The 1631-nt window shown below is 59.0% G+C and carries 1 protein-coding gene; it reads left to right on the forward strand.

Going from position 1 to position 1631, the window contains the following annotated elements:
- Positions 1-128: 128 nt before the first annotated feature.
- On the forward strand, positions 129-1574 hold the full coding sequence (locus tag ACH2EH_RS11625; RefSeq protein WP_395141828.1) for a hypothetical protein: 1446 nt from the start codon (positions 129-131) through the stop codon (positions 1572-1574).
- The last annotated feature ends 57 nt before the right edge of the window (positions 1575-1631 follow it).

A 1631-nucleotide genomic window follows, 5' to 3' on the forward strand; every position in this document is an offset into this window, starting at 1 on the left:
CCGTCGCGGGTGGCTCGCTGGGCGCACTACTGGGCAGCAAGCGCCTCCCGCCTCCCTGGCTACGCCGCCTGCTCGCCCTCGTCCTGCTCATCGCCGCCGGGAAGTTACTCTTCGGGATAAAATAACCCATGAACCGACAAAGTCGTGCGGGCTCACTGAAGCGCGGAAAACTCCCCACGATCCGACTGGGATCGCAACCATCGATCACCGATGCACAAGCCGGGCAGATTCGGGGCTTAATTGTTCAGCTCGCGGCAATAAACAAGCCCTACTTTGGGCTCTCGGGCACTCTGAATGGGAGCGCCTTCGCGCCCCTGGAGGGTCAAGAGAGCAGCGGCACCTTTCTGCTTACCAACCACGCCTTGAGCATCCCCGAGAGCCTTAAAACTCTCGTTGCCCTCGGAGCGAAAGCCCTCCCTTTTCTACTGGAAGCGCTCGACAACCCGACACCTACCAAACTCACGGCCACGTCCTTGCCCGGTGGTGTGATGGAATATGCCACGGAGCTACCCTTCAATTCAGTTAACTCCACCGAGAGAAATATCTCGCGCCCCCTGCGAAACGCATCACCAACAATGAACCCAATTCCGTCTCACACTGTCACGGTGGGAGACGTCTGCTTCGTGATTCTGGGCCAGATTGTTGGGCGGGAGTATCAGGCCATTCGCTACCAGCCAACGTTGTGTATTGTGGTGAACAGCCCCGTGCACGATCCGGTACTCTGTGCCACTGTTCGGTCTATCTGGCGCTCCGACAACCCGATGCAGAAGCTCTTTAACTCTCTGTGCGAGGACTACGTGAGCATGGGGATTGCCAGCAAAAAAGACGATGAGGGCTGGGACGCGGCGGATGAGCTAATCTGCCACGCGGCCCTGCGCCTGCTCTACTACTTTCCGCAAGAGGCAACCGCACTTCTCGTGAAACGCTTGAATGACCTGACGATAGGCAAAGATCGGGATGTGGATGCCTATATTCGGCGCGGTATTGCCAACGGCGGCGTTCGCTCCGAAAATCTCCTCAAGGCGTTGACCTGGTCGAAGAGTCCGGCAGTTCGCGCCGCCATCACACGGGTTTTCCGACGAACCGACGACTCCGCAACGCTCAAGGCAGCCCTGCCGGGTGTGGATGATGTCGCTCTGATTCGCCGTCGTCTGGAGCCGCGCATCGCCGCACTCCCGCGCCGCAACGACGAAGACGGCCCGTACGGCGACGGCTACAACTTTTTGCTGGCTCTTTGCAAGCGCACGCCAGCCACGACCAAGGCGGTATTTTCCCGTTACCTGCATGGTGCACGTCCTGAGCGGTGCTATACGGCCTGCCTGATTCTACGCGAAGTCCGGGTTACTTGGGCCACAAAGATGCTTGCGCCGCTCCTCAGCGACAAACGTACTTGGGGCTACGAGTACGCAGTGGAGAAAGGCAAGAATAAGCCGCGCCTTCCCATCCGGGTCTGCGACGAAGCCGCCATCACGCTCTGCGCGAGCCACCCCAAGCTAAAGTTTCTTCAGCAGGGAACCCATGCCGCACTCGATGCACAAATTGCCACTCTTCGAGCCGCGCTGGCTTTGCGATAAAATAAACGTCTATGGCTGAGCTTCCGCCGCGTAACGCGATTACCTTGCATGGGATGC

The organism is Armatimonas sp., assembly GCF_043760365.1.
Taxonomy (GTDB): domain Bacteria; phylum Armatimonadota; class Armatimonadia; order Armatimonadales; family Armatimonadaceae; genus Armatimonas.